Below are 25,957 nucleotides of genomic sequence, written 5' to 3'. Positions count from 1 at the left end.
CAGCAGGCAAACAGGGGAAGGAACCAGGACGATGGCAAGGGCCAGGAGCGAGGAGCGACGGGCGGAGATTCTCCGCGCGACCCTCGAAGTGATCGCCGAACGCGGCTACCGGGGGGCGTCGCTCAGCGCGGTCGCCGAGCGCGTCGGCCTGACCCAGCAGGGGCTTCTCCACTACTTCCCCACGAAAGACGACCTGCTCGTCGCCGTGCTCGAAGAGCGCGACCAGTGGGACACCGGCGGCTCCGGGCGCAGCGCGGGGGCGTGGCGGCTGGATCTGCTCGACTCGCTCGTGGAGTACAACGCGATGCGTCCCGGCATCGTGCAGACCTTCTCCGCGCTGCTCGGCGAGAGCGTGACCGAGGACCATCCGGCGCGGGACTTCTTCACCCACCGCTACACCCAGGTCCGCGCCGGCATGGCGGCCGCCCTGCGTACGGAATACGGCGATGTGCTGCCCGGCGGGCTCACGCCGGAACAGGCGGCGCCGCTGCTGGTGGCGGTCATGGACGGGCTCCAGTACCAGTGGCTGCTCGACCCGCGGTCGGTGGACATGCCGGCCGCCTTCCGTGACTTCCTCTCCCTACTGCGACGCTCGCCCGCCCCGTAGCGCAAGTCACGGGCGTACCGAAATACTTCCGCCACCCGACGGAAGGATCACCGTGTCACCGATACGCCCCCGCCACGCGTCACTTGGCCTTGCTCTCATCACCCTCGCGTCGCCGCTTCTCGCGGTGCTGCCCGCAGCAGCGGCAGCGGAGCCGAAGGCAACCCCTGCGGCGACCGTCGAGGAACAGCGGCTGGAGCGGGCCGCCCCGCAGGAGATCCTGCGGCGCAGCGGGTTCGACACCGTGGCGGCGGATTTCGCCGAGACCCTGGGCGAGGCGCGGTCGTACGCCGCTGCCGAGCGGGCCGTCGTACGGCACGGATCGCGGCTGTGGCAGCGGGCCGTGGACCGGGCGCAGGGCAGGGGCCCGGCGGGCGGAGACCTGAGCCGGGACGACGACCGGCCGCTGTACTGGGCGCGGCTGGGCATGACGCTCGAACTGCGCCAGTGGCAGGCGCCGTTCGGGATCGGCGAGGCGGCGCGGGTGAAGCTGCTCGACCGGCTGGAGCGGTCGTCGCGCGGCCAGGACGCGATCCGCTTCCCGGCGGGCAAGGGCATGAAGCGGGTGCTCGTCACCGGCTTCGACCCGTTCACGCTGGACCGGGACGTGCGCATCAGCAACCCGTCGGGCGCGACGGCGCTCGCGCTGGACGGCACGGTCGTACGGACGGCCGACGGCCCCGCGCGGATCGAGACGGCCGTCTTCCCCGTCCGGTGGCAGGACTTCGCCGACGGCACGGTCGAGCGGACGCTGCGCCCGCACCTGCCGCACCTCGACCTCTTCGCCACCGTGAGCCAGGGCAGGGTCGGGCGGATCGACGTCGAGCGCTTCAACGGGGCGTGGCGCGGGGGCTTCCCGGACAATGAGAACGTCTCGCGCAAGGAAACCGTTCCGGTGAGCGATCCGGCCTCGCAGCCGCAGTGGACGGCGACGACGCTTCCGTACAGGGAGATCGTGGCCGCGGACACCGGCCGCTTCCCGGTGTACGACAACACCTCCGTGACCGAGATCCCGGCGGGCGCGACGGCTCCCGTGGTCCGGCCGGGCGGTCCGACCGCCGGCTCAACCGCCCGCGCGGGCGGGGGCGGCGACTACCTCTCCAACGAGATCGCGTACCGCGCGACGCTGCTGCGCGACCGCCTGGGCCTGGACGACCTGCCCGGCGGCCATGTGCACACGCCGGTGCTCCAGTTCGGGGCGGGCAACACGACCGAGGTGACGGACCCGGACTTCGTACGCAACCGGCTGGACATCGTCGCGCAGGTGCGGGCGATCGTAGTCACGGCCCTATGCCACCAACGGTGGTAACATTGATGGCATGAGTGGGACCACACGCAAGTACTCGATCAGCATCCCGGAAGACCTCGCCGAGACCGTCCGCGCCCAGGTAGGCCCCGGCGGGTTCTCCGCCTATGTCACGGAGGCCCTCAGAGACCGCGTCGCCATGGACAAGCTGACCGAGATCGTCGACGATCACGAGTCCCGCCACGGTGCCTTCACCGACGATGAGCTGGCGCGCGCCGACGCTCTGCTCGCAGACACCACCGAGCACCGGAACGAGGGCCGATCCGCGGCATGACAGCTCCGCTCGTCGGCACACTCGTCCTGGACTGCGAGGGCCTCTCCAAGCTGGTCAATGACGACCGTGGGGTCACAGCGCTGGTCCGGCGCGCACGGGACAACGGCGCGCACGTCGTGACCAGCACTGTCACACCGGTAGAGGCCCGGCACCCCGGCGTACGTCAGGCACGGTTCGACTGGGTGCTGTCGCGCATCGACCTGGTGCCCGTCAGCGACGACATCTCCCGAGCCGCATCCAAGCTGCTCGCTATAGCCGGTCTCCACGGCCACAAGTACGCGCTCGACGCGATCCTCTCGGCGACCGCGCTCGGGTGCCCCGGACCCGTCGTCGTCCTGAGTTCAGACCCCGGGGACATCACCATGCTGTGTGGACCACGGGTGCGCGTCGTCAAGGTGTGACGCACCACTCAGCGGGCGAAGCCGAGGGTGACTCCGAGGCCGACCAGTACCGAGCCGATGGCACGGTTGAGCGCCTTCTGGCGGCGCAGCATGGCCGTGCGCAGCCGGGAGTCGGAGAAGAAGAGCGCGATCGCGCCGAACCACCCGAAGTGCGCGGCCGACATGAACAGGCCGTAGCCCGCCTGCTGCCACACCGGGGTCTCCGGGCCGACCACCTGGGTGAAGGTGGAGACGACGAAGAGGGTGGTCTTCGGGTTGAGGACGTTGGTGAGGAAGCCGGAGCGCAGCGCGCCGAGCGGGCCGAGTTCCGGCTTCGAGTCCAGGTCGACGGTGAGGTCGGAGCGGGCGATGAAGGTCCGCACACCGATGTAGACGAGATACGCCGCGCCCGCCAGCTTGATCGCGGTGAAGAGCTCGGTCGACGAGGCGATCAGCAGTCCGACGCCGAGCATCGTGTACGTCACGTGGACGAGGACTCCCGCGGCGACTCCTGCTGCCGCGAAGAGGCCGGTCGTACGCCCGTAGAGGCAGCTGTTGCGGACGACCATCGCGAAGTCGGCGCCCGGGCTGATGACCGCGAGGAGCGTGATGACGGCTACGGCTATCACTTCTGTCATGGGGTGATGTTTGCCGCCCCGCGTCGGCCGATCAAGCGCTATTCGGATAATGGTCCGCATGTTGGTCGCAGCGGCACAGTTCACGTCCGAGCCCGGTTCCGTCGACGCGAACGCGCGCCGGATGGCGGCGTATGTCCGGAAAGCCGCCGGGCGCGGAGCACGCGTCACCGTCTTCGCCGAACTCGCCCTGACCGGGTACGAGCTCGAACTGCTCACCCGTTACGACAAGCAGCACCTGTACGAGCAGGAGCGCGAGGTCTTCGCGCCGGGCACGGGCGACGGGCGGTTCGAGCTGGACGGTGTGCGCTTCGCGCTGGCGACGTGCTTCGACAACCACTTCCCGGAAGTCGCGGAACGGGCGGCTGACGACAAGTGCCTCGTCTATCTGGCGAGTTCGCTGTAGTGGAAGGGCAACGGTGAACGGCAGCGCCTCGCCGTCTATCCCTCACTCGCGAAGGATTACGGGCTGTACGTCGTCCTGGCCAATCACGTGGGCCCGGCCGGGCCGGACGACGGCTGCGGGCTGAGCGCGGTGTGGGGACCCGACGGTACGGTTCTGGCCGAGGCGGCGCCGGACGCGGCGGGCCTCGTGCCGGCCGGCGTACCTACGCCGTGAGGGGCGGCAGCGTCGCCACGTCGTCCGCGTCGGCCGACGGCTCCTCCAGCAGGTCACGCGTCATCAGCGTCGCGCCGGCCACCGCGCCCGGCATCAGGAAGACGGCGACCAGCGGCACGAGGAACGCGAGGGTGAGCGGGACGCCGAAGCCGAGGGTGAGCAGGCGGCGGCCACGCAGCAGGGTGAGGCGCTGCTTCAGCTCGACGCGGCGGCGCTGGAGGGCCACCGCCGCCAGCTCCTCCGCGAGGAAGAACCCGGAGACGCAGAAGCCGACCACAGGGACGACGGTCTGGCCGACGACGGGGATGAAACCGCAGGCGAAGAGCAGAACGCCGTACAGCACCACCCGGCTGAGGACGCGCACGCTGTCGCGGGCGGAGATCCACAGTTCCCGGATCAGCGGGAGGCCGGACTCGGGGGCGGTGCCATCGGGGGAGACGGAGCGGTCGACGCGCTCGGACAGTTCCTCGTAGAAGGGCTGGCCGACGAGCAGCGTCACGGCGGTGAAGGTGATCACCGCGAGGAACAGCGCGAGGGCGAAGAGCAGGGCGGTCAGCGCACCCCGGAAGAGGCCGAGCCAGGGCGAGCCCCAGTCGTCGGCGAAGGGGGTGGCCCAGGCGGTGAAGTCGTCGGCGCCGTAGGCGAGCCCGATGAGGGCACCGACGTACAGCACGAAGGTCACCAGGCCGGGCAGCAGCCCGAAGCCGTAGGACTTGCCGTGCCGGCCGACCCACCGCTGGCCCTTCATCAGATAACCGAAGCCAACCCCGAGATCACGCATGCGAACAGCCTATCTACTGGCCGAGGCGGAGCTGATACCGCGTACCCGGCTTGCCGTCCAGGTCGATGCCGCCGACCGGGACGAAGCCGTTGCGGGTCAGGACCGTGTGGGAGGCGGGGTTGTCGGTCGTGGTGGCGGCGGTGAGGGCGGTGAGGGCGTATTCGGTGGCGGCGCGTGCTCGGATTTCCCGTACGGCGGCGACGGCCAGGCCGCGGCCGGTGGCGTGTTCGGCGATGCGGTAGCCGAGGTCGGCGGTTCCGTCCGTGACGTCGACCAGGTTGACGCGACCGAGGACCGTGCCGTGGTCGTCCAGGAGCAGGTGGAAGTGGCACAGGCCGGTGTCCTGCTCGGCGAGCAGGGCGGCGTGCCGGGCCGGGAAGTGGGTGAAGTAGTCGTCGCCGCGGTCGGGCACGGACCGCGCGAAGTAGGCGCGGTTCTCCAGCTCGAAGGCGAGAAGGGCCTGGGCGTGATCCTCGCGCAGTCGTGTCAGGTTCGCGTTCATCGGCAGAGTCGGCATGGCTCAACGCCCCCTTGTAGTTGCGGGATTCGACAGGTAGACCCTGCGTACCGATCATCTCTGATCGCTTCCGACGCACCCGGAGATACGCATGGGCACAGGCATACCAAGACCTCTTCTCATCACCACCGCCGCCATGGCGTCCGCAGTCCTGCTCTTCCCCGTCCCCGCCACCGCCCAGCCCGGCCCTCCTCCCGGCGGCGGTGACGGGCACGGCGTTCACCGGGAGCGGGCCGCCGCCGGGCAGGGGCAGGCGGCGCGTACCCCGGCGGGCGCCGCCGCGACGGCGCTCGACGCCGGACGGGCGTCCGCCGGTGCGCGGCAGGGCGGCGGCGGGTATCCGCGCCGTACCCACCTGACCCCGCCCGCACCGAATCCAGCCGACAAGTCCATCAAGCTGGGCCTCACGCCGTACCACTCCATCGCCCCCAAGCTCAACGAGCTGCAGAAGCTGGGCAGCGATCGCGTCAGCGTCGAGGTCGCCGGGCGGTCCGCCGGCGGGCATCAGCTGTATCTGGTGACGCTCACCGCGCCGGAGAGCGACCGCGAGGCCCGTGAGCAGGAGCGGATGCGGGAGATCATTGAGAATTCGCCGGCCGCCGCCGCCAAGGACCGGCGTATCAAGGCCTCTTACAAAGCACCGGTGTTCATCAACAACAACATCCATGGCAATGAGTGGGAGGGCACGGACGCCGCCCTCGAACTCATCGAGGACCTGGCGAAGGCGAAGGACCGCAAGACCGCCGACCTGCTGGCGAAGACCCGTATCTATCTCAATGTGACCGCCAATCCCGACGGTCGGATCGCGGGCACCCGCGCGAACGCCAACGGCTTCGACCTCAACCGGGACTTCATCACCGCCACCCAGCCCGAGGCGCGCGCGATCCGGCAGATCGCCATCGACAAGCAGCCGGCCGTCATGATCGACCTGCACGGGTACGTCAACGGCACGCTGATCGAGCCGACGACCCCGCCGCACGGCGAGAATTACGAGTACGACCTCTTCCTCAAGAATTCCTACGCCAACGCCCTGGGGATGGAGGCCGCCGTCAACGGCCTCGGTTATACGGCGGCGAAGGACGGCGTCGAGCCCGCCGTCATCCCCTTCCGCGACCAGGAGGAGGGCTGGGACGACTGGCCGCCGATCTTCACGCCGCAGTACATGCCGTTCCAGGGCGCGGTCGCGGCGCACACGGTCGAGTTCCCGATGCAGGTCAACAACCGGTCGTACGACACGCTGCCGGTCACTGAGCTGCGTCGCAGGGCCGCTATCAATACGGACATAGCGGGCGCGGCGATGCGCGCGACCCTCGATTACACGGCCGAGAAGCGGTCTTCGGTCGTGGCCGACCAGATCGAGACGTTCCGGCGCGGCTCGGTGGGTGCCGCGCAGGTGCCGGTGTCGCAGGAGACGGTTCCGGGCGTGCCGGGGATCGGCCCGGAGGACGTCTACACGACGGACTTCCCGCGGGCGTACGTCGTCCCGGCGGGGCGCGGTCAGCGCTCCGCGACGGCGGCGGCCCGGCTCGTCGACCACCTGGTCGCCAATGACGTGCGGGTCGAGCGCGCGCGCCGGGACTTCCGGCTCGGCGGGCGGTCGTACGAGGCCGGTTCGTACGTCGTCGACATGCGCCAGCCCAAGCGGGGTCTGGCCAATGTGATCCTGCACGAGGGCCGGGACATCAGCGCGGACGTCTCAACGATGTACGACATCTCGGGCTGGAGCCTCGGTCTGCTGTGGGGCGCGAGCGTGGAGAAGGTGCAGAAGGCTCCGGGTGGGGTGGATGTTCCGGGGCGTACGGTCCGTGCCGCGTCGCCGGCCGGTTACGTCGCTCCGCGCGGCGACCTCTCGCTGCGGCTCGACGATCCCCGGGAGCTGGCCGCGCTCAACTCCCTGCTCCGGGACGGGGTTCAGGTGCGGCGTACGGCCGACGGCAGCGTGCTCGTGCCCGCCTCGGCCCGCAAGAAGGCCGCCACGCTCGCGGGCCGGTTCGGCGTCGCCTTCCACGCCACCAAGGCCAAGGGGGTCGCCGCGCTGCACCGCACGCGGGTCGTGGCGGCGGTCACACCCGGCGAGCTGTTCGCGCTGCGCGAGATGGGCTTCGAGGTCCTGCCGGTCTCGACGGCGGCGCTCAACGCCGGCTCGTTCGACTGGTCCGCGGCGGACGTGCTGTTCGTGTCGTCCGGGCTGGAGTACGGGAAGCTCGACGCGGCCGCGCGCGGCGCGTTCGACGCGTTCGTCGCCGGGGGCGGCGGCGTGGTCGGGCGCGGCTCGGCGGGGGCGGCGCTCAACGCCGAAGCCGGGCTGCTGGCGGCAAAGCCGGTCGAGGGCAACGGGGACGCGAACGGCGTCGTCCGGGTCGTCAACGCGGGCGGTCCAGTGACGGGCGGCGCGCCGGAACACACCTTCGTCTACTCACCGATGTGGTTCACCGACCTCGGTCCGGGCGTCCGCGTCGACCAGTCGTACGGCGCCGGGAACCCGCTCGTGTCGGGCCACTGGCGGGCGGCGCAGGACGGCGGCGGCGGGCCGCGGGACGCGGCCGGCAAGGCGGCTGTCGTCAGCGGTACGTCGGCGAAGGGCGGCGCGGGTGTCGTGCTGTTCGGTACGGAGCCGCTGTTCCGGGCGCACCCGAAGGGCGCTTTCGCGCAGGTCGGGCGGGCGCTGATGAACTCGGCGGGCTGATCCGGGATCAGGATCGCCCCGCACCCGTCCAGCCCCTCCGGCGGCTGCGGCGAAGGGCCGCACCCCTTGCGCGGGGTGCGGCCCTTCGGGGGGCACGCAGTGCGAGCGGCGTCCGGCGTCAGACGAGCGCCAGCTCGACCTTGATGTTGCCACGGGTCGCGTTCGAGTACGGGCACACCTGGTGCGCCTTCTCCAGCAGATCCCGCGCAGTCGCCTCATCCACGTTCGGGATGCTCGCGCTGATCGCGACCTCAAGCCCGAAGCCACCGTTCGCGTTCGAGCCGATCCCGACCTTCGCGGTCACGGTCGAGCCGGAGATGTCCACCTTCTCCTTGCGCGCGACAACACCCAGCGCACCCTGGAAGCACGCGCTGTAACCGGCGGCGAAGAGCTGCTCCGGGTTGGTGCCGGCGCCGCTGCCGCCCATTTCCTTCGGCGGGTTGACGACAACGTCCAGCTTGCCGTCGTCCGTCGCGACGCGGCCGTCACGGCCGTTCTCGGCGGTGGCGACAGCGGTGTACTTCACGTCTATGTCGAGAATGGTCATGCTGAGGTATTCCTCCTGCTTTGTACGCCGCGACTCGCGCCCACGACCGCGACGGCTGATGGCGAGCTTATCGGGTGAGCGAAACGATCATCTTGCCGGTGTTCTCGCCACGCAGCAGACCGACGAACGCGTCGTAGCCGTTCTCGATGCCCTCGACGACCGTCTCGCTGTACTTGAGCTCACCCGTGCGGATCCAGCCCGAGACATCCTCGACGAACTGCGGCTGGAGCGCGGTGTGGTCGCCGACCAGAACACCCTGGAGCCGCAGTCGCTTGCCGATGATCAGCGCCATGTTGCGCGGGCCCGGTGTGGACTCCGTGTTGTTGTACTGCGCGATCATGCCGCAGATGGTGGCGCGGCCGTGCACGTTCAGTGAGCCGATGGCGGCTTCGAGGTGGTCGCCGCCGACGTTGTCGAAGTAGACGTCGATGCCGTCCGGCGCGGCCTCGCGCAGCTGTTCCGCGACCGGCCCGTTCTTGTAGTTGAAGGCGGCGTCGAAGCCGAGGTCCTCGACGAGGTGCTTGACCTTCTCGTCGGAGCCCGCCGAGCCGATGACGCGCGAGGCGCCCCGCAGCTTCGCCATCTGGCCGACCTGGCTGCCGACGGCGCCGGCCGCGCCGGAGACGAAGACGGCGTCGCCCTCCTTGAAGGAGGCGACCTCGAAGAGGCCCGCGTAGGCGGTGAGGCCCGTCATGCCCAGGACGCCGAGGTAGGCGGAGAGCGGGGCGAGCGCGGCGTCGACCTTGGTCGCGTGCTTGGCGGGTACGTCGGCGTACTCGCGCCACCCGAGACCGTGCAGGACGTGGTCGCCGACGGCGAACCGCTCGTCGGCGGAGGCGATGACCTCGCCGACCGCGCCGCCGTCCATCGGCTGGTCCAGCCTGAAGGGCGGGACGTACGACTTCACGTCATTCATCCGGCCGCGCATATAGGGGTCGACCGAGAAGTGGAGGTTGCGGACCAGGATGCGACCCTCGGCCGGCTCGGTCACGGGGGCCTCGCGCAGCACGAAGTCCTCCGGCTTGGGCCAGCCGTGCGGGCGGGCGACGAGGTGCCAGGAGCGGCCGGTCGTGGGCAGTGCGGTCATGGGGGTGCGACCTCCTTGGAAAAGCTTCATGTACTGAAACAACCATGCGCCTGGATATTTAAGATTGTCAAGTAAATGGGTAGGATGGCATGCATGGCCCCTCGTACAGACCCTCTGACCCTCGAAGTCGTCGAGCTCATCGGCGAGGTCGTGTCCCGCTACCACGAGGAGTACGACGAGGCCGCGGCCGAGCACGCACTCACCGGCGCCCAGGCGCGCGTGCTGGGGCTGCTGTCCATCGAGGCGATGCCCATGCGGCGCATAGCGAAGAAATTGAAGTGCGAGCCGTCGAATGTCACCGGCATCGTCGACCGGCTGGAAGCGCGCGGGCTGGTCGAGCGGCAGCCGGACCCGGCCGACCGGCGCGTCAAACTCGCCGCCGCCACGGAGGACGGGCTGCGGACCGCGGCCAGGCTGCGCGAATCGCTGAGCTTCGCGCGAGAACCGTTGGGCGAGCTGTCGGACGACGAGCGCACCGCGCTGCGTGACCTGCTGAAACGGATGCTCGGGCACTGACCCTCGGGTCAGCCGGGCCGGTTCCGGCTCAGGTGCACCACCACAGGAACTGGTCGCAGGTCTCGGTCGGCGTGGGCTGCGGCGGCGTCGGATCGGGTGCGGGGTCCGGGTCCGCGGACGACGCCGGCGGCGGTGGGGGCGGCGGCGCGGGCTCGGGAGCGGACGACGCGCCGCCCCGCGGCTCCGACGGCGCGCCACCGGGCGCCCACTGCGGATTGGACGCGGTTGCGGTGGCGGTGGCGGCGTCCGTGGCCTTCGCCGACGCGGACTTCGAAGGCTTGGCGGACGGCGAGCTGCTGCCCGAGGCGGAGGCCGAGGCCGAGGCGGAACGCGCCGACGCCGACGGATCCACCTCCACACTCCCGGTCCCGCCGGTGCCGGCGGTCCCCCCGGCACCGGCCGCGGTCGGCCGGCTCGCGGCACCCTCGCCGTCGCCTTCGCCGTCGCCTTCGCCTTCGGCTTCGTCCTCACCGTCTATGGCACCGGACACCCACCCCTCGCCCCCGGACTCCGTGGCGAGCTCGGCCAGGCTCAGCACGCCGCCGGCCAGCACCAGGCCCATGCAGACGAGGACCGCTTTGCGGCCCCGGCGACGGTGCGCCCTGCGGGCACTACGGGCCCTGCGGGCACTATTCGCACGCCGGGCGGCGCGGCCGGGGGCGGCGGCCGGGGCGGGATCGGCGGGCGCGGCGGCGGCTTCTTCGTGACCGTAGTCACCGTCGTCAACGTCGTAGTGGTCACTGCTGTCGTAACGGTCGTCGTGGCCATAACCAGCGTGGTGGCCGTCGTGACGGGCGTCGTGTTCCGAGGGCGCCTCGGGGGCGGCGTGGCCGAGGTCACCGACGGGGGCTCCGCATCCGGCACAGGCCAGAGCGCCGTTGAGGTGCCTGCGGCAGGAGTAGCAGTAGTCCATGGCGCACGCAGGCTATGCGTCCCACGGTCAACATCGGGAACCGGTCCTGTGAGAATCTTGTGTGGAAGCGCGTATACCACGGCGTGTCAGCAGGGCAGGGCAGGATGGACGTATGCATACGGGCACGCATCCGGGCACACATCCCTTCGGGCCGCTCGATTTCCAGCTGGTGCTGTTGCGCCGGATGGCCGACCACCAGCCCGACCTGGTCGAGGACGCCCGCCGCGAGCTCGGAGTGACGCTCGCGGACATGCGCGAGGCCAATCGCCGCTGGCAGGCCATGGTGCGTTCGCCGCGGGCGCGCGGCTCCGTGGCGCGCTACCGCTCCGTGCTGGGTCCGCCCGACACATCCGTACGCCGCAGGATCGGCGACCTGGAGTGCGACGCCCTGACCTGGCCGGTGCCGCTCTGGCCCGGCCTGCGCTTCGAGGTGCTCACCGCGCCGGGTGGCGCCGTATGGAACGAATGGCTGGTACGTGCCCCCGGCACCCCGGCCCCCGAGCTGCGTACGGCCGACGACCTGCGCCCGTGGTCGTGCACCGTCGACGAGGTGGCCCGCGCCTTCCCGCCGGCTCGCCCGATGGAGGGAACGGCGCCGACCCGGTGGCGGCTCGGGCTGACGCTGCCCGACGGTAAACCGTGCGTCGCGGAGTTCACCTGGGGTTTGCTGCAGCGCGTCGGCCTTCCTGACGGCCCGTAACCTAGGCCGGACCGGCGCAGAAGGCCGCGGCCGGGCGTCCACCCGCCCCTGGCACGGTGTCAGCTCGTACGCCCGACCGGCTCACCCAGCGCGCGCCCGGCCACCGGCCCCCGCACGATGCGAAGCAGGACCGGCACCCGCCGGTCCGTCAGCGCTCTCGGGAGAACCTGCCGTGACCGTCAGTCTTGAGCAGTTGCGCCGTTGCCATATCGCCGTCGATCTCGGGGCCGCCAGGACCCGGGTTTTCGTGAAGGGTGTCGGGCTCGTCGTCGACGAGCCGAGTGTGGCCGCCGTGAACACCCGCACCGGCGCGCTCATCGCCGTCGGTGCCTTCGCCGAACAGATGACCGGCCGTACGCCCGACTACATCCGTGTCGTACGCCCCGTCTCCGGCGGCACCGTCGTCGACATCGAAATGGCCCAGCGCATGCTGCGCCACCTCATCGGGGAGAAGCTCCGGCGCCAGCTCCGCCGCAAGCCACGGCTGCGCGCCGCCGCCTGCACGCCCCACGACAGCGACCCGCTCGCCCAGCGCGCGGCCGTCGAAACGCTCATCGGACTCGGCGCGCGCCGCGTCGAGCTCGTCGACACCCTCATCGCCGCGGCCGTCGGCTGCGGGCTGCCGGTGGAACAGCCGTCCGCCACCATGATCATGGTGTGCGGGGCGGCGACCACCCAGGTGGCGGTGCTTTCACTCGGCTCGATCGTCACCGCCCAGCGCATCCCGGTCGGCGGCAACGCCATCGACCACGCCGTGATCCAGCACTTGCGCCACCAGCACGAGCTGATGCTGCCGAGCCAGTCCGTACGCCCCCTCCAGCTGGCGCTCAGGGGCAACGGTCTGACGGCGGAGGGCCCGGCCTCCACCGAGATCCACGGCCGGGACGTGGCCACCGGCCTCGCCCGCTCCGTCCACGTCGACACCGCCGCCGTGCGCCAGGCCATCCACACGCCCCTCACCGCCGTGCTCGACGGCATCGGGAAGGTACTGCGCGACTGCCCGCCCGACCTGGTCGCCGACCTCGCCGACCGCGGGATCATGATGGTCGGCGGCAGCGCGCTGCTGCCGGGCCTCGACCAGATGCTGCGCGACGCGACGGGCATGCCGGTGCAGATCGCGGAGCGGCCGGACGTCTGCTCCGTGCTCGGGCTCGGGGCGATGCTGGAGGGCAAGATCGCGCCGATGGTCCTCGACCCGATCAGCCACTGAGACGCCCACTGAGACGTCCTCTGAGCAGCACGGCGCGGGCACGGAGCGGCCGCCATGAACCCGGAGAGCGGGGCAAGTGCGGCGTCCCGGCTGCCGATGCTGCTGGAGGCCGTGCTGAACGTCGGCTCCGAGCTCGAACTGCACGCCACCCTCCAGCACATCGTGGACACCGCCACCGAGCTGGCCGGTGCCAGGTACGGCGCGCTCGGGGTCGTCGACCCCGAGCGCGGCAACATCACCGAGCTGTTCACCTCGGGCATCGACGAGGAGACCCGGGAGCGCATCGGCCGGCTGTCCGACGGGCGCACCGGCCTGATCGGCCACCTCCTCCAGGAGCCGCGCCCGCTGTCCTTCGTCGGCGTCCCGATCCGGGTCCATGCCGAGGCCTTCGGCTCTCTCTGCCTGACCGAGAAGCGGGGTGCGCGGGGAACGACCCCTCGTTTCACAGCGGACGACCTGGCGCTGCTGCGGGTGTTCGCGTCGCAGGCGGGCATCGCGATCGGCAATGCGCGGCTGTACGAGACGGCCCGCCGGCGGGAGCGCTGGATCGAGGGCGCCGCCGCCTGTACCACCGCCCTCCTGACCGGCGAGAGTGCCGAGGACGCGCTGATGACCGTGGCCGGCCAGGCCCGTATCCTCGCCGACGCCTCGGCGGGCGTGGTCCTCCAGCCCACCGCCGGGGGCGGCATGGAGATCGTCGCTGCTTCGACCCTCGACGACCCCGCCGATCTGATGGGTACGGTCATCGAGCCCGGCAGCCCGGTCCTGGAACAACTCCTCGGCGGGGAGCCGGTGTTCGTCGAGGACTCGGCGACCGACGAGCGGATGACCACGCACGTACGGGCCCGTTTCGGGCCGAGCATGATGCTGCCGCTCCGGAGCGGCGGCAAGCTGATCGGCACGCTCGCCCTGCCGAGGCGGCGCGGCGGTCCGCCGTACACGGCGGTCGACCGGCTGCTCGCCTCGCAGTTCGCGTCGCAGGCGGCGCTGGCGCTCGTCCTGGCGGACAGCAGGCAGGACCGGGAGCGGCTGGCGGTGTTCGAGGACCGCGACCGGATCGCACGAGACCTGCACGATCTGGTCGTACAACGGCTGTTCGCCACCGAGATGATGCTGGAGTCCACCCGGCGGCGGGCGGCCGGGGCGGACGTCGGCCTCGCCGGACTGCTCGGCGCGGCCGTCGACGAGCTCGACTCCACCATCCAGGAGGTACGGACGACGATCTTCGCGCTGCAACAGCCCCCGGCGGACGCGCCCGCCACCTTCCGGGGCCGGGTCCTGCGCGAGACGGCCGGCGCGGCCACGCTGCTGGGCTTCCAGCCGTCGGTGCACTTCACGGGCGCGGTGGACGCCCTCGTTCCGGAACCGGTGGGCCGGCGGCTGCTGGCCGAGCTGCGCGGCGCGCTGGCGGCGGCGCACCGGCGGTCGCGGGTCACGGCGGTCAGGGTGGAGGTCGACGCGAAGGCGAAGCTGCCGGACGGGCGGGACGGCGTACGGCTGACGGTGACGTACGACGGGACGGCCGAGGACGGCGGCGGCACGACGGTGAGCTGGCAGGCGCCGATCTGACGCGGCGCTCGCACGGCGGTGCGGTCATGGGTGCGGTCATGGATGCGGTCGCAGAACGGGGAGTCGTAGGGTCGGCCCCATGGCTGCCTCCTCTGCGCTCTTTCCCTCACTCCACCTACGCTCGGACCGGCCCGCGCTGCGGTTCGGCGACCGCACGCTGACGTACGCCGGACTCGCCTCCGCCGCCGGTGGACTGGCCGCCAGGATCGCGGGCGCCGGGCGGGTGGCCGTCTGGGCCACTCCGAGTCTGGAGACGGCGGTCGGGGTGGTCGCGGCGCTGCTGGCGGGGGTGCCCGCTGTGCCGCTCAACCCGAAGACCGGGGAGCGGGAGCTGGGGCACATCGTGGCGGACAGCGGGCCGACGTTGGTACTGGCGCCACCGGGCGATGAACTCCCGGTGGCGCTCGGTGAGTTGGAACGTATCGACGTATCGGTTACGGGCGAGGGACCGGGGCCCGTGCTGCCCGCCGAGCCGTCGCCCGGTTCCCCCGCACTGATCGTCTACACCTCGGGCACGACCGGACCGCCCAAGGGTGCGGTCCTCCCGCGCCGCGCGATCGCCGCGACGCTGGACGCGCTGGAGGAGGCGTGGGAGTGGACGGCCGACGACGTACTCGTGCACGCGCTGCCGCTCTTCCACGTGCACGGGCTGATCCTCGGCATCCTCGGCCCGCTGCGGCGCGGGGGCGAGGTGCGGCACCTGGGCAGGTTCGACGTGCGGGGCGTTGCGCGGGAGCTGTCGGCGGGCGCGACGATGCTCTTCGGCGTACCGACGATGTACCACCGGCTGGCCGAAGCGCTGGACGCCGACGGCAACGGGGACGGGGACGGCGACCGGGAGCTGGCCAAGGCCCTGGCCGGGGCGCGGCTGCTGGTGTCGGGCTCGGCGGCGCTGCCGGTGCGCGACCACCGGCGGATCACCGCGGCGACGGGGCGTGCGGTGATCGAGCGGTACGGCATGACCGAGACGCTGATGAACACGTCGGTACGGGCCGGCGGCGAGGCCCGCCCCGGCACGGTCGGGCTGCCGCTGCCCGGTGTGGAACTGCGGCTGGTGGACGAGGCGGACGGCGTCGGCGAGATCCAGGTGCGCGGGCCGAACCTCTTCACGGAGTACCTGAACCGGCCGGACGCGACCGCGGCGGCGTTCGACGGTCCCTGGTTCCGTACGGGCGACATGGCGACGCTGGACCCCGACGGCTACGTACGGATCGTCGGCCGCAAGGCCACCGACCTCATCAAGAGCGGTGGCTACAAGATCGGCGCGGGCGAGATCGAGAACGCCCTGCTGGAGCATCCCGGCGTACGGGAGGCGGCGGTCACGGGCGAGCCGGACGAGGATCTGGGCGAGCGGATCGTGGCGTGGATCGTGCCGGCGGACCCGCTGTCGCCGCCGTCGGAGACAGAACTCGCCGACCACGTGGCGGGCCTGCTGGCCCCGCACAAGCGTCCGCGTGCCGTCCGGTTGCTGGACTCGTTGCCGCGCAACGACATGGGCAAGATCATGAAGGGAGCCCTGCGGGCCTGAATTGGATGATCCTCCCAGTTCTCGCCCACACAGCTCGCTTCCTTTGTAGGACCATGCGCATCTTTCGAAACGCGGCAGGTTTGAATTCACAGAACGGTCGCGCCACGGCCACGACTCGTTCCACGCTCGCTCGAAGGCCCTTGCTGGGAGCCTCAGTCGCGCTCTCGCTCGGCGTTCTGGGCTGCACATCGAAGAAGGAATCGGCAGCGAGCGCAACCGCAAGTACGACCCCTGCCGACAGCGGCCCGCCACCGGCGGTGAAGGTTTATCTCCTCGGCACCGGAGGCCCGGAGATGTCGACCACCCGCCAGGGAATATCGACGCTCATCGAGGCCGACGGCCGGCGATTCCTGTTCGACGTGGGCCGCGGCACGACACAGAACATGTACGAGTCGCGGGTGAACCCGAGGGACGTCACCAAAATCTTCCTGACTCACCTCCACAATGATCATTACGAGGGCCTGCCCTCGCTCTGGCTCAACGCGTGGTTCATGCTCGGCCGCAAGGAGAACCCGGAGATCTGGGGGCCGCCGGGAACCGCCGGGATGGTCAAGGGCATGCGGGCCATGTACGAGCACGACCTCGATCACCGCTCGAACGACCTCTTCAAGAAGGAATACCTCGACATCCGCGTCCACGAGATCGAGCCCGGGGTCGCCTACGACAATGACGGCATCAAGGTGACCGCTTTCACCGTGGAGCACGCGGACGGAAATCCCGCCTACGGATACCGGTTCGACCACGCGGGAAAATCAGTGCTTCTGTCGGGTGACACCACGTATCACGAGAATGTCGTCTCGTACGGCGCGAAGGTCGACGCACTCATTCACAATGTGGTCGCGTTCGACGAAGAAACCACAAAGTCGGGAAAGTTCAAGGCCGTTGAGGCAAAGCTCACTACACCCGAGCAAGCCGCCCGGGTCTTCTCCAAGGCGAAGCCTCGCGTAGCGGTCTTCTCGCACATCGCGAAAAAGGGCCTGCACGGGGAAGAGGGAGACAAGGCCATCGTCGACCGGACCCGAAAGGCGGGCTACCGCGGTCCGCTGCATATGGGACAGGACAGGATGACCATCGAAATCGGTGACGACGTCAAGGTAAAACACCCCATCCCGACCAAAGACCTACCCGACCTGGACAGTCCCGCCGTCAAGCTCTAGGCCGTACGTCCGGCCGGCCGTCCCCGCGAAGACGTCGGCCCGCTCCCCCTCGCCGAGGCCTGCGGTCAACTCCCGCGCCGCCGCGAGCACCCCCGCGTACGACGACGCCAGCCGGCACACCGGCCAGTCGGAGCCGAACATCAGCCGGGACGGTCCGAACGCGTCGAGTGCCGTGTCGCTGTAGGGGCGCAGGCCGGCCACCGTCCACGTCGCCCAGTCCGCCTCGGTGACCAGCCCCGACAGCTTGCACACGGTGTTGGTCAGCGAGGCGAGTCGGCGTACGTCGCCGGCCCACGGCTCCAACTCGCGGGAAGCGACCGGCGGTTTGCCCAGATGGTCCAGTACGAAGAGGAGGCCCGGGTGCGCCGCCGCCGCCTTCGCGGCGGCGGAAAGCTGGCGCGGCAGCACCACCAGGTCGTACACGAGCCCCGCGCCGGCCACCGCCGCGAGACCGCGGTGTACGTCCGGCCGCAGCAGCCACTCCGGATACGGCTCACCCTGCACCTGGTGGCGGATGCCGACCAGGCGGTCACCGCCGGGGAGTTCGCGGAGTTCCGCGATCGCGTCGGCGACGCCCGGCGCGGTGAGGTCGGTCCAGCCGACGACGCCCGCGATCAGGTCGCTCGCGGCAGCGAGGGCCAGGAGCTCCGGGGTCTCCTCGGGCACAGTGATCGTCTGGACGAGCACGGTGGCTTCAACGCCCGAGGCGGCGGCCTCCGGGAGCAGGTCGTCGAGGAGGAAGTTCCGGCGAATGGGGGTGAGTTCCGGCCCGGTGATCCAGCCCTGATCACGTACGGACAGGTCCCAGACGTGGTGGTGGGCGTCCACGAGACGCCCCACACCGGTCACACCGCTCACGGCGGTCACAGCGCTCCCCGCGATCCCGGTTCCCACACGGCCCGGTCGGCGCGGACCCGTGTGTCCCCGCGCAGCTCCTCCCACATCCGCGCGGGGGCTCGTGTCGCGAACATGGCCGCCGCGTCCGCCACTTCGGCCGCCGACCGTGCTCCCACCAGCACACTCGCCACGGCGGCACGGCCGAAGGGGAAGCGCAGGGCGGCGGCGCGCAGCGGGACGCCGTGGCGCTCGGTGACGGCCTTGGCCCGCAGGGCGCGGTCGAGGAGGTCCATCGAAGCGGGGGCGTAGTCGTACGTCGCGCCGGGGCGCGGGTCGGCCAGCAGGCCGGAGTTGAAGACCCCGCCGACGACGACGCTTTTGCCGCGGGCGGTGGCCTCCGGCAGGAGTTCGTCGCCGGCGCGCTGGTCGAGGAGGGTATAGCGGCCGGCGCACAGCACCGCGTCCACATCGGTGTCGCGCACGAAGCGGGTGAGCATCGCGGCCTGGTTCATGCCGGCGCCGATCGCCCGTACGGTGCCTTCGGCGCGCAGCCGCTCCAGCGCCGGGTAACCCTCGCGGAACGCCTGCTCGGCGTGGTCGTCGGGGTCGTGGAGGTAGACGACGTCGATCCGGTCGAGACCGAGCCGCTGAAGGCTGTCCTCCACGGAGCGCCGTACGCCGTCGCCGCTGAAGTCCCAGACACGGCGGTGCGTGGCGGGCACGGCGAAGCCCTCGCCGTCCATACCGCCCGCCGGCCCGTCCGCGACCAGCAGCCGCCCCACCTTGGTGGACAGGGTGTACGTGTCACGGGCCCGCCCGCGCAGGGCGTCCCCGAGGCGCCGCTCGGAGAGCCCGAGGCCGTAGTGCGGCGCGGTGTCGAAGTAGCGGATGCCGGCGTCCCAGGCGGCGTCGACGGTTTCGGCCGCCGCCTCGTCGGTGACGGGAGCGAAGAGATTGCCGAGCGCGGCGGCCCCGAAGGACAGTGCGGTGACGGGTACGCCGCTGCGGCCCAGGGTGGTGACGTCCGCGACCTCCCCCGGCGCGCTCACTGGACCTCCGCCGGGCGCAGGCGCAGGCCCTGCATGCCACCGTCGACGGCGAGTGCGGTGCCGGTGACCGAGGCCGCGGCCGGGCTCGCGAGGTAGGCGATGGCGGCGGCCACTTCGCCGGCGCTGACCAGGCGGCCCATGGGCTGGCGGGCGTTCAGGGCGGCGCGCTCGGCCTCCGGGTCGTCGGCGGCGTCCAGGAGGCGGCCGACCCACGGGGTGTCGGCCGTGCCCGGGTTCACGCAGTTGACGCGTACCCCTTCCCTCACGTGGTCGGCGGCCAGGGTCAGGGACAGCACCGCGCCCTTGCTGGCGCTGTAGAGCGCACGCTGCGGCAGCCCGGCCGTCGCGGCGATCGAGCAGGTGTTGACGATCGCGGCGTGCGCGGACCGCCGCAGGTGCGGCAGCGCGGCGCGGGTGGTGCGGACCATACCGAGGACGTTGACGTCCAGGACACGGTGCCACTGCGCGTCGTCGTTGTCCTCGACCGTTCCGGCGGCGCCGATGCCCGCGTTGTTGACGAGGATGTCGATCCCACCGAGGCGGTCCACCACCGCGGCGACTCCTTCCCGTACGGACGCGTCGTCCGAGACGTCGGCCTTGATCCCGAGCAGCGGCGCCCGCGCACCGGACGGGTCCAGGTCCAGTACGGCGACATCGGCGCCGCGTGCGGCGAGCAGCCGTGCGGTGGCGAGGCCGATGCCGGAGGCACCGCCGGTCACCAGGGCCCTGAGGCCGTCGAGACGATTCGGGTCGTACATCGCGGTCTGCGTCATACGGCGGCCTCCTCGGCAGCAGCGGCGGACTCACACGCCAGATCCGCGGCCCAGAAAGAGCCGCCCGGATAGGTGAATTCGGCGATCGACTCGGGACGCATCGTCGCCGAGAACCCCGGCGCGTCCGGCGCCGCGTAGTGCCCGTCCCGTACCACCACGGGCTCGGTGAAGTGCTCGTGGAGGTGGTCGACGTACTCGATGACACGGTTCTCGGTGGTCCCGGTGAGCGCGACGTAGTCGAACATCGACAGGTGCTGGACGAGCTCGCACAGCCCGACGCCGCCCGCGTGCGGACACACCGGCACGCCGAACTTCGCGGCGAGCAGCAGGATCGCCAGATTCTCGTTCACCCCGCCGACGCGGGCCGCGTCGATCTGGAGTACGTCGATGGCCCCGGCCTGGAGGAGCTGCTTGAAGATGACGCGGTTCTGTACGTGTTCGCCGGTGGCGACCTTCACCGGCGCGACGGCCATGCGGATCTCGGCGTGCCCGAGGACGTCGTCGGGGCTGGTCGGCTCCTCGATCCAGTACGGGTCGAATTCGGCGAGCGCGCGCGTCCAGTCGACGGCCTCACCGACGTTCCACCGCTGGTTCGCGTCGATCGCGATGCGGATGCCGAGGCCGACGGCGGCGCGCGCGGTCCGCATCCGGCGGATGTCGTCCGCCAGATCCGCGCCGACCTTCAGCTTGATCTGGGTGAAGCCGTCGGCGACGGCCTCCCGCGCCAGCCGGGTCAGCTTCTCGTCGGAGTAGCCGAGCCAGCCCGGTGACGTGGTGTAGCCGGGGTACCCCCGCGCGCGGAGCAGCGTCTCCCGTTCGCCGCGCCCGTCGCGGCCCCACCGCAGCAGCCCCAGCGCGTCCTCGGGGCTGAGTACGTCCGCGATGTAACGGAAGTCGACCTGCGAGACGAGCCACTCGGGCTCGGCGTCGGCGAGGAACTTCCACAGCGGTTTTCCGGCCCGCTTGGAGGCCAGGTCCCAGGCGGCGTTGACGACGGCGCCGATCGCCATGTGCATCACGCCCTTCTCGGGCCCGAGCCAGCGCAGTTGGCTGTCCCCGGTGAGGGCGCGGCCGAGCGTGCCCGGGTCGGCGCACAGCTCGTCGGCCGGCCGGCCGACGACATGCGGGCGCAGGGCTTCGATCGCCGCGACCTGGACGTCGTTGCCGCGCCCGATGGTGAAGGCGAAACCGTGCCCCTCGTGCCCGTCCGCCGCGTCGGTGCGCAGCACCACATAGGCGGCGGAGTAGTCGGGGTCGGGGTTCATGGCGTCGGAGCCGTCGAGCTGCCGCGAGGTGGGGAATCTGATGTCGTACGTCTCGACAGCGGTGATACGGGGCCCAGTGGGCCGCCCGACGGGTAGGGCTGCGGCTACGGGCAATTTCATGGCACGGTCCTTACCTTGCATGAGCCCGCCCACGGCGGCAAGTGTTTCTTGAGCGCGTCAACGTCCTGCGATTTGGCCATCTTGGGGACGCAGTCGTTGTACGGCTGGTCCTTCGTGCTGCCACAAGCGGCGAGCGCCAGGGAGGCGCAAACAGTTGTGCCAGTCATCGGACGGCTCCTCACCGAGGGAAGCTACGGATGGGCGGCACGGCCGGGTCCGGCGTCGGGCCGCGCCGAATATTTATCAGACCTTTCGCCCCCTCAGGCACCCCTCAGACGCCATTTTCCCAAGAAATCGCCTCCATTGATCCGATGAATCAGGTTCCCCTCCCCCATCGGCCATATGACTTGTTCGGCAGTAGCCGGGTACGCCACCACTTCTGGGGGGTAACCGTGCGCCGCCGAACCACGATCTCCACCGCCTGCGCCACAGCCCTGGCACTGGCACTGACGGGAGCGACCGTCGCAGCTCCAGCCACCCGCACCGCACCGGCGCACGACCGCGCGTGCTCGCCCTACGTCTCGGTAGACAGCTATTCCGACGCGCTGGACAAGACAACCTTCAACAGCGCCAAAGTCGGCGGCCTTTCGGCCCTGGCCGTCCGCCCCGACGGCTCCGCCGTAGCACTCTCGGACCGCTCGAGACTCTTCCGCCTGGACCTCGGTCCGGGACGGCAGGGCCCCCTGCGCCCGGTCGCCACAGGAGCGATTCCGCTCACCGACCCTGCCGGCGCCTGGCTCGACCCCGAGGCAATAGTGGCCGAGCCCGACGGCAAAGTCCTCGCCCAACTCTCCGTACCAAAAGCACTCCACGTCACCCCGGCCGGCCGGGCCCGCCAGAACCAGACCTTCGAAAGCCTGACCTCCCACCCCAACGGCCGCACCCTGAACACGGGAATGGAAGGCACGCTGACAGGCGACGGCACAGACGCGTCAGGCCGCACACTCCAACGCATCCAGACCTGGCACCGCACCAACCGCTCCGCGCCCTTCACGCCCGCCGCCCAGTACGGCTACGCGACAGACGCCGGCCACGGCCTGGTCGAGCTGGCCCCCACAGCGGACGGCCGACTCCTGGTCCTGGAGCGGGGCTTCACCCCTCAGTTCCGTATCTCGGTCCGCCTGTACGTGACCGACCCTCGCGGCGCCCGGGACATCAGCCGCACCGGGCACCTGGCACCGACCGACGGCATCCTCCCCAAAACGCTCCTTGCGGACTTCGACACCTGCCCAACCCTGGGAGCCCCGTCACACCTCCCCCAGAACCACCCCCTCGTCGACAACATCGAGGGAATGACGGTGGAGCGCCACGAGGGCCGCAACCGGCTGCGCCTACTTCTGACCAGCGACGACAACGACCTGCCCCAGCAGATCACCCGGCTCTACAGGCTGCGGGTCAACGTCCCAACCGCTCACCGTCTGCCTTGACTTCGGAGCATCGTCCGGAACTCTGCGACGAGGGCGAGGTACTCCGGTGGCGGGGGGCCGCTTGGCGGGGTGGCCGGGTGAGGGTGATCTGCCGGACGAGTTGCTGGAAGCAGGCCAGAGCGGCGAATGAGGGGAGGGAGGCGGCAGCCATGTCGACGATGGCCCGAGGGGCCTGGGAGACACACAGGAGTATGGACACGGTGGAGAAGAGCAGCACGACGGTCCAGGAGTGCACAGCGCGGCGCCGGTGGAGGGCGGCGCGCAGGATGGACAGGGAGGCGACCATCCAAGGCCCGTAGACGAGCAAGGGCCACCACCTGACCGCCTCCCCGGACGTGCGGTACTTCGCGAGGTGGCGCAGCGGGTCGTAAGCGACCATGCCGCCGAAGACGCAGACCATGGAGACGACGACGGCGGCGAGCGCGGCCAGGAAGAAACTGGCCGTCTGCAGCGCGCTCGCCACGTGTCTGCGCGAGGGGGCGCGGCGACGACGAGAGGGCGCGGAACGCAGGGCCGGCAGTTCTGCCGTGATCTGCGCCAGGCCCGCAAGAGGGGCGTCTGGCTCTTCGGTGACTGGAGGATCACCGAAGACAGCGGACGAGGGGGCGGTGCGCGCGTCGGTTTCGATGGCCTCTTGCAGCAGATGGGCGAGCTCCTCCGCCGGGTCCCAGTGCCCTTCCAGGGCACCAAGGGGAGAAGCAACGTGGTCACCGATTCCCACCTGCGGATAGGCGTCAAACGCATCCGTCGAGACCTCAGCAGCGTCTGGGCGGGAGGGCGGACGACTGTGGCGGCCGCGCGCCTCAGGCATGAAGTCGCCGCCCTGTCTGCTGACCGACAGGTCCGGCGGCGGCTTCCACGGTGGTCGACAGAGTGACGAACTCAGCCTCAATGCTTCCCATTTCCTTCAGGAAACTTTCGAGGATCGAGGACGAGTACCTCAAGACGATGCACCGGTCATTGTCATGCAAGGTCGCGTTCGCTTCGCGGGCGAAGCGAACACAGGCCGGCGTGAAAACCCACTGCCCCATCCGCACGGTGGCGGTGTCCGGCCGCTTTGTATTGGTCATATTCCATCCAACAGCGCATGCATTGGGCAGGATGTGCGGCATATGGGTGGTGTTGTTACACATAAACAGTTGATCACCAACTCGACGACACCCGAGATGTACGGTGCCCTCCTGCCACCCGAGGCCGGCTGCGCACCAGCCGGGCGCGCGTGCAAACGGTGCGCCGGGATTCGCGGCGACTGGGCGGCGAACCATCACCAACCTACGTCGCGCATCACCCACGGACGGCGCCCCGACCCGGAACGCCAGAGGTGCGCCGGGGGGCGCACCGAGGCATGTATGAATTTCGCCAGTACAAATCCCCCCGCAGCGAGCGGCCGGGGATACGACGTTTGACACGGCCGGGGAGTGAGTCACCCCGTTCACCGGGGTCACACCACCCAATCTCCCAGAACCGACACACAACCCCCCGAAAGGAACATCCCGTGACCTCTCGACTCAATCCCTACATCAGCTTCGACGGCAACGCCCGGCAAGCCATGGAGTTCTACAAGGGAGTCTTCGGCGGCACCCTGAAAATGAACACGTTCAGTGACTTCGGCGAGAAGGAGGCCGGAGAGGTCGCCGACAAGATCATGCACAGCATGCTGGAGACCGACAGCGGCTTCACGCTCATGGCCTCCGACACCCCTCCGGGGATGGAGTACAAGCCCGGGAACAACATCTCCGTGAGCGTGAGCGGGGAGGACGCCGACGAACTGCGCGGCTACTGGGACAAGCTCTCCGGCGACGGCACGGTTTCGGTCCCGCTGGAGAAGCAGATGTGGGGCGACGTCTTCGGCATGTGTACGGACCGCTTCGGCATCACCTGGATGATCAACATCAACCAGCAGCAGCCCTGAACGACCACCGACCGGGGCCAGACCAAGGCCCCGGAAGCAGAGAAGGGCCCCCACAGGTGTGGGGGCCTTCGGTGTTGCCGCGCCTCAAAACAGTTGCCCTGCGGGGTGGTTAGTGCCTCGTCCATGCTTTGATGAGGACGCCGCCACGCGGGCTCAACCGCGTTGCACCTGCAACATGTTTTCGATAGACATGACTGCTACGCGGTGGGACGCGTGCGGTGCAGGTGCACACGCACCGCGTGAAGCGCCGTTGTGCACACGACTATTCGGGGGTGGGTGCATGAAGTTCGACATGGGCAGTACGACGCTGTCCGACCTTGGCAAGAGCACGGTGGGGTCCAGCACTGATCTGGGCACGCTGATCCAGCTTCTGATCGCAGCCGCTGATCCGCTGGAAGGGAAGTTCAACGGGGCCGGAAAGGCCGCGTTCGACTCCTTCAAGGTGCGTGCGGATGAGATCACCAATGCGCTGAACGGTTCTCTGCAGTCGATCCTGGGCGGGCAGTCCGGCATGGACACCGCGTTCGGTACCGGTGATCAGGAGCAGGAGAGCAACGCTCACCAGAGCATGGCCGGGGCCAACTTCGACGCGGCCCGGTTCTCCGGGCGATAGGGACGGGGATTTCGCTATGGGGCAGAACCAGGACCGACGCAGTTACGACACGGGTGCCTCGGTGGAGGTGCAGGGCGGACTGCAGGGCATCATCGGGCAGCTCGAGCTGGTGCTGGGTGACCGGGACCGTGCGGTGAAGGCCGCGATGATGGAGTTCACCGCTGACGGAGTCTCGGACGAGTACCACGGCAAGGAAGCCCGCTGGAACAAGGCGGCGGCCGAGGTGCGCGAGATCATCCGGCTGGTGCGCAGCACGCTGGAGCAGAACGACGGGACCGCGCAGTCGACGCTGGCAAGGGCCAAGGCCGCGGTCGACGCCATCGGCTAGGAAGCGCGATGGGCGCAGCGGTGCCGGCTGATCGGTCGGCCGTAGGGGGATGATCATGCAGGGGTGGGACATCACTCCGTCCGGAGTCCAGTCTGTGACTTCGCTGGTGGGGGACGCGATGGACGATGTGGCCAAGAGCGTCAAGTCGTACGGCACGAACGTCGGCAGCGCGGCGAGCTCGGCCGGGACGCTCAGCGGGGTGTACGGCCCTGCTCCGACCGGGCCGATCGGCGCGGCGCTGGGGCTGTTCGTGGAAAAGACCGCGGGCGATGTGCTCTTCCTCGGGGCGCGGGCGGCCAAATCCGTGAACGGCGCGCGCGAGGCGACCGCCTATTACGTCGTCGGGGATCTCGATATGGCCTCGACCGCCGGACACAAGGCGCTGTCGGCTCCGAAGGTCGAGCTGCCGAAGCCTGGCGACCGGCCGGGCGGCGAGAAGTGAAGATGATTGAACCATCAGGCATTCCGCATTTCAGCGGAAACCTGGACCAGTTGGACCTTGACGTTTCCGCGTTGCGCAGCGATGCCATCGGCATCCGCAACGGCGGCAGGGACGTGCACTCCCGTTTCCAGGCGCTGGAGGGTGTCTACAAGGCGCCTGAGG

General features: G+C 70.3%; 30 protein-coding genes. 18 read left to right on the top strand and 12 right to left on the bottom strand.

What is annotated here, in order from left to right; all coding sequences use genetic code 11:
• Positions 1–31: 31 nt before the first annotated feature.
• Genes J7E96_RS30620 through J7E96_RS30605 form a run of 4 tightly spaced genes read left to right on the top strand, consistent with a single transcriptional unit; the run spans position 32 to position 2,585 of the window.
• On the top strand, positions 32–607 hold the full coding sequence (locus tag J7E96_RS30620) for a TetR/AcrR family transcriptional regulator (protein ID WP_215136066.1): 576 nt from the start codon (positions 32–34) through the stop codon (positions 605–607).
• 52 nt (positions 608–659) lie between these two features.
• A complete protein-coding gene (locus tag J7E96_RS30615) occupies positions 660–1,913 on the top strand; it encodes a pyroglutamyl peptidase (RefSeq protein WP_215136064.1) in 1,254 nt (417 codons plus the stop codon).
• 10 nt (positions 1,914–1,923) lie between these two features.
• On the top strand, positions 1,924–2,184 hold the full coding sequence (locus J7E96_RS30610; protein ID WP_215136062.1) for a hypothetical protein: 261 nt from the start codon (positions 1,924–1,926) through the stop codon (positions 2,182–2,184).
• Positions 2,181–2,585, top strand: coding sequence for a DNA-binding protein (locus J7E96_RS30605; protein ID WP_215136060.1), 405 nt, complete (start codon positions 2,181–2,183; stop codon positions 2,583–2,585). The genes J7E96_RS30610 and J7E96_RS30605 overlap by 4 nt, the downstream gene beginning before the upstream one ends.
• Before the next feature lie 8 nt (positions 2,586–2,593).
• Here the strand turns inward: J7E96_RS30605 and J7E96_RS30600 are convergent, their stop codons facing one another.
• Positions 2,594–3,202 (bottom strand): LysE family translocator, encoded by a 609-nt coding sequence (locus tag J7E96_RS30600; RefSeq protein WP_215136058.1) that lies wholly within the window; start codon positions 3,200–3,202, stop codon positions 2,594–2,596.
• Between the two features lie 58 nt (positions 3,203–3,260).
• Here J7E96_RS30600 and J7E96_RS38590 point away from each other — a divergent pair, with 58 nt between their 5' ends.
• Both J7E96_RS38590 and J7E96_RS38585 read left to right on the top strand, forming a co-directional pair.
• Positions 3,261–3,605, top strand: a complete 345-nt coding sequence (locus J7E96_RS38590) for a carbon-nitrogen hydrolase family protein (RefSeq protein ID WP_308296210.1) — start codon at positions 3,261–3,263, stop codon at positions 3,603–3,605.
• A 63-nt stretch (positions 3,606–3,668) separates the two neighbouring features.
• Positions 3,669–3,818, top strand: coding sequence for a hypothetical protein (locus tag J7E96_RS38585; protein WP_308296211.1), 150 nt, complete (start codon positions 3,669–3,671; stop codon positions 3,816–3,818).
• Here J7E96_RS38585 and J7E96_RS30590 read toward each other — a convergent pair.
• Together J7E96_RS30590 and J7E96_RS30585 are read right to left on the bottom strand one after the other, a co-directional pair.
• Positions 3,808–4,599: an EI24 domain-containing protein gene (locus tag J7E96_RS30590; protein ID WP_215136056.1), complete on the bottom strand. Its 792-nt coding sequence runs from the start codon at positions 4,597–4,599 to the stop codon at positions 3,808–3,810. The two genes, J7E96_RS38585 and J7E96_RS30590, sit on opposite strands and share 11 nt — an antisense overlap.
• Before the next feature lie 13 nt (positions 4,600–4,612).
• Positions 4,613–5,116, bottom strand: coding sequence for a GNAT family N-acetyltransferase (locus J7E96_RS30585; RefSeq protein ID WP_251070671.1), 504 nt, complete (start codon positions 5,114–5,116; stop codon positions 4,613–4,615).
• Between the two features lie 91 nt (positions 5,117–5,207).
• Here J7E96_RS30585 and J7E96_RS30580 point away from each other — a divergent pair, with 91 nt between their 5' ends.
• The gene (locus J7E96_RS30580; protein WP_215136054.1) at positions 5,208–7,802 is read left to right on the top strand and encodes a M14 family zinc carboxypeptidase; all 2,595 of its coding nucleotides are present in this window, start codon (positions 5,208–5,210) and stop codon (positions 7,800–7,802) included.
• Between the two features lie 118 nt (positions 7,803–7,920).
• Here the strand turns inward: J7E96_RS30580 and J7E96_RS30575 are convergent, their stop codons facing one another.
• Both J7E96_RS30575 and J7E96_RS30570 read right to left on the bottom strand, forming a co-directional pair.
• Positions 7,921–8,349, bottom strand: coding sequence for an organic hydroperoxide resistance protein (locus J7E96_RS30575; protein WP_215136052.1), 429 nt, complete (start codon positions 8,347–8,349; stop codon positions 7,921–7,923).
• 67 nt (positions 8,350–8,416) lie between these two features.
• Positions 8,417–9,436, bottom strand: coding sequence for an NADP-dependent oxidoreductase (locus J7E96_RS30570; RefSeq protein ID WP_215136050.1), 1,020 nt, complete (start codon positions 9,434–9,436; stop codon positions 8,417–8,419).
• Between the two features lie 93 nt (positions 9,437–9,529).
• Here J7E96_RS30570 and J7E96_RS30565 point away from each other — a divergent pair, with 93 nt between their 5' ends.
• Positions 9,530–9,952 (top strand): MarR family winged helix-turn-helix transcriptional regulator, encoded by a 423-nt coding sequence (locus J7E96_RS30565; protein WP_215136048.1) that lies wholly within the window; start codon positions 9,530–9,532, stop codon positions 9,950–9,952.
• 28 nt (positions 9,953–9,980) lie between these two features.
• Here the strand turns inward: J7E96_RS30565 and J7E96_RS30560 are convergent, their stop codons facing one another.
• Positions 9,981–10,865 carry a hypothetical protein gene (locus J7E96_RS30560; RefSeq protein ID WP_215136046.1) on the bottom strand — a complete coding sequence of 295 codons (885 nt, stop codon included), beginning with the start codon at positions 10,863–10,865 and terminating at the stop codon, positions 9,981–9,983.
• 112 nt (positions 10,866–10,977) lie between these two features.
• Between J7E96_RS30560 and J7E96_RS30555 the strand changes: the two genes are divergently transcribed.
• The 5 genes from J7E96_RS30555 to J7E96_RS30535 all read left to right on the top strand — a co-directional run bounded on the left by J7E96_RS30555 (position 10,978) and on the right by J7E96_RS30535 (position 17,029).
• Entirely contained in the window at positions 10,978–11,565 is a 588-nt protein-coding gene (locus J7E96_RS30555; protein ID WP_215136044.1) for a hypothetical protein, read from the top strand.
• A gap of 172 nt (positions 11,566–11,737) precedes the next feature.
• Positions 11,738–12,775, top strand: a complete 1,038-nt coding sequence (locus tag J7E96_RS30550; RefSeq protein ID WP_215136042.1) for a rod shape-determining protein — start codon at positions 11,738–11,740, stop codon at positions 12,773–12,775.
• Positions 12,776–12,829: 54 nt separating this feature from the next.
• Entirely contained in the window at positions 12,830–14,344 is a 1,515-nt protein-coding gene (locus tag J7E96_RS30545; protein WP_215136040.1) for a GAF domain-containing sensor histidine kinase, read from the top strand.
• A 79-nt stretch (positions 14,345–14,423) separates the two neighbouring features.
• Entirely contained in the window at positions 14,424–15,872 is a 1,449-nt protein-coding gene (locus tag J7E96_RS30540) for an acyl-CoA synthetase (RefSeq protein WP_215136038.1), read from the top strand.
• A gap of 293 nt (positions 15,873–16,165) precedes the next feature.
• Complete coding sequence (locus J7E96_RS30535) at positions 16,166–17,029, top strand: MBL fold metallo-hydrolase (RefSeq protein WP_215136036.1); 864 nt, start codon at positions 16,166–16,168, stop codon at positions 17,027–17,029.
• Here J7E96_RS30535 and J7E96_RS30530 read toward each other — a convergent pair.
• The 4 genes from J7E96_RS30530 to J7E96_RS30515 are packed head-to-tail and all read right to left on the bottom strand — an operon-like array spanning position 16,994 to position 21,073.
• Positions 16,994–17,896, bottom strand: coding sequence for an amidohydrolase (locus J7E96_RS30530; RefSeq protein WP_374196733.1), 903 nt, complete (start codon positions 17,894–17,896; stop codon positions 16,994–16,996). The two genes, J7E96_RS30535 and J7E96_RS30530, sit on opposite strands and share 36 nt — an antisense overlap.
• The gene (locus tag J7E96_RS30525) at positions 17,893–18,915 is read right to left on the bottom strand and encodes an aldo/keto reductase (protein WP_215136034.1); all 1,023 of its coding nucleotides are present in this window, start codon (positions 18,913–18,915) and stop codon (positions 17,893–17,895) included. The genes J7E96_RS30530 and J7E96_RS30525 overlap by 4 nt, the downstream gene beginning before the upstream one ends.
• The gene (locus tag J7E96_RS30520; RefSeq protein ID WP_251070670.1) at positions 18,912–19,688 is read right to left on the bottom strand and encodes an SDR family NAD(P)-dependent oxidoreductase; all 777 of its coding nucleotides are present in this window, start codon (positions 19,686–19,688) and stop codon (positions 18,912–18,914) included. Before J7E96_RS30520 ends, J7E96_RS30525 begins: the two co-directional genes overlap by 4 nt.
• Positions 19,685–21,073 (bottom strand): L-fuconate dehydratase, encoded by a 1,389-nt coding sequence (locus J7E96_RS30515; RefSeq protein WP_215136032.1) that lies wholly within the window; start codon positions 21,071–21,073, stop codon positions 19,685–19,687. Before J7E96_RS30515 ends, J7E96_RS30520 begins: the two co-directional genes overlap by 4 nt.
• 392 nt (positions 21,074–21,465) lie before the next feature.
• On the opposite strand from J7E96_RS30515, the gene J7E96_RS30510 reads away from it, so the two are divergent.
• Positions 21,466–22,500, top strand: coding sequence for an esterase-like activity of phytase family protein (locus tag J7E96_RS30510; protein WP_215136030.1), 1,035 nt, complete (start codon positions 21,466–21,468; stop codon positions 22,498–22,500).
• Here J7E96_RS30510 and J7E96_RS30505 read toward each other — a convergent pair.
• Complete coding sequence (locus J7E96_RS30505) at positions 22,469–23,311, bottom strand: DUF2637 domain-containing protein (protein ID WP_215136028.1); 843 nt, start codon at positions 23,309–23,311, stop codon at positions 22,469–22,471. The genes J7E96_RS30510 and J7E96_RS30505 overlap by 32 nt on opposite strands.
• Entirely contained in the window at positions 23,304–23,612 is a 309-nt protein-coding gene (locus J7E96_RS30500) for a hypothetical protein (protein ID WP_215136026.1), read from the bottom strand. The genes J7E96_RS30505 and J7E96_RS30500 overlap by 8 nt, the downstream gene beginning before the upstream one ends.
• A gap of 383 nt (positions 23,613–23,995) precedes the next feature.
• Here J7E96_RS30500 and J7E96_RS30495 point away from each other — a divergent pair, with 383 nt between their 5' ends.
• From J7E96_RS30495 to J7E96_RS30480, 4 genes are all read left to right on the top strand, one after another.
• Positions 23,996–24,412 carry a VOC family protein gene (locus tag J7E96_RS30495; RefSeq protein ID WP_215136024.1) on the top strand — a complete coding sequence of 139 codons (417 nt, stop codon included), beginning with the start codon at positions 23,996–23,998 and terminating at the stop codon, positions 24,410–24,412.
• Between the two features lie 280 nt (positions 24,413–24,692).
• A complete protein-coding gene (locus tag J7E96_RS30490) occupies positions 24,693–25,025 on the top strand; it encodes a hypothetical protein (RefSeq protein ID WP_215136022.1) in 333 nt (110 codons plus the stop codon).
• Between the two features lie 16 nt (positions 25,026–25,041).
• On the top strand, positions 25,042–25,353 hold the full coding sequence (locus J7E96_RS30485; protein WP_215136020.1) for a pore-forming ESAT-6 family protein: 312 nt from the start codon (positions 25,042–25,044) through the stop codon (positions 25,351–25,353).
• Positions 25,354–25,402: 49 nt separating this feature from the next.
• Positions 25,403–25,795, top strand: coding sequence for a DUF6507 family protein (locus tag J7E96_RS30480; RefSeq protein WP_251070669.1), 393 nt, complete (start codon positions 25,403–25,405; stop codon positions 25,793–25,795).
• Positions 25,796–25,957: the final 162 nt, after the last annotated feature.

The sequence above is a fragment of the Streptomyces sp. ISL-96 genome (genome assembly GCF_018614035.1).
Lineage (GTDB): Bacteria > Actinomycetota > Actinomycetes > Streptomycetales > Streptomycetaceae > Streptomyces.
The sequence above is the reverse complement of the archived record's forward strand: the minus strand, read 5'-3'. Positions and strand labels throughout refer to the sequence as shown.